This window comes from Oleiphilus sp. HI0125, assembly GCF_001635355.1.
On record NZ_LWGF01001231.1, the window covers coordinates 1 to 746 of the forward strand.

1 protein-coding gene is annotated in these 746 nt (G+C 42.9%); it reads left to right on the forward strand.

All coding sequences use genetic code 11. The features are described from left to right. Positions 1 to 569: aconitase family protein (locus A3762_RS21370; RefSeq protein ID WP_255375074.1), on the forward strand; the 569-nt coding region annotated here is incomplete at its 5' end. Between the last annotated feature and the right edge of the window lie 177 nt (positions 570 to 746).

Sequence of the window (746 nt, forward strand, 5' to 3'; positions counted from 1 at the left end):
CTTCTTACTACGATGGCCGCCAGGTTGACCTTGGCTTCATTGGTTCTTGTATGGTTCACAAAGGTGACATGCAAATCATCGCAGCAATGCTTCGTAACCTTGAGAAGAAAGGTCCTATTACGTTTAACGCACCACTTGTTGTTGCGCCACCAACGTACAACATCGTTGATGAACTAAAAGCAGAAGGCGACTGGGACATCCTAGCTAAGTACGCTGGTTTCACGTTTGACGACGACAATCCAAAAGAAGCAGCACGTACTAAGTACGAAAACATCCTTTACCTTGAGCGTCCTGGATGTAACTTATGTATGGGTAACCAAGAGAAAGCAGAAGCAGGTGATACTGTGCTAGCAACTTCTACGCGTCTATTCCAAGGCCGTGTAGTAGAAGACTCTGCTGAGAAGAAAGGTGAATCACTACTAGGCTCAACGCCAATGGTTGTTCTTTCAACGATTCTTGGTCGTTTCCCAACTTTGGAAGAGTACAAAGAAGCGGTTGACGGTATTAACCTAACTTCTTTCGCACCACCTTCTGAAGATTTGGCAGTGCCACTTAAGATTGTTGGCTAGTCATTGACTAGAAAAATTAGGCCTTGAAATGCCAAGGCCTAAAGCGTTTGAAAGCCCGAGCATGGAGACGTACTCGGGCTTTTTATTACCTAAATAATTAAAAAAAACGCTTAAAGTTCAATACACTCTAAAAACAGGTTCTAGCAACAATTCGTTAATAAAAAACCGAATACAAGA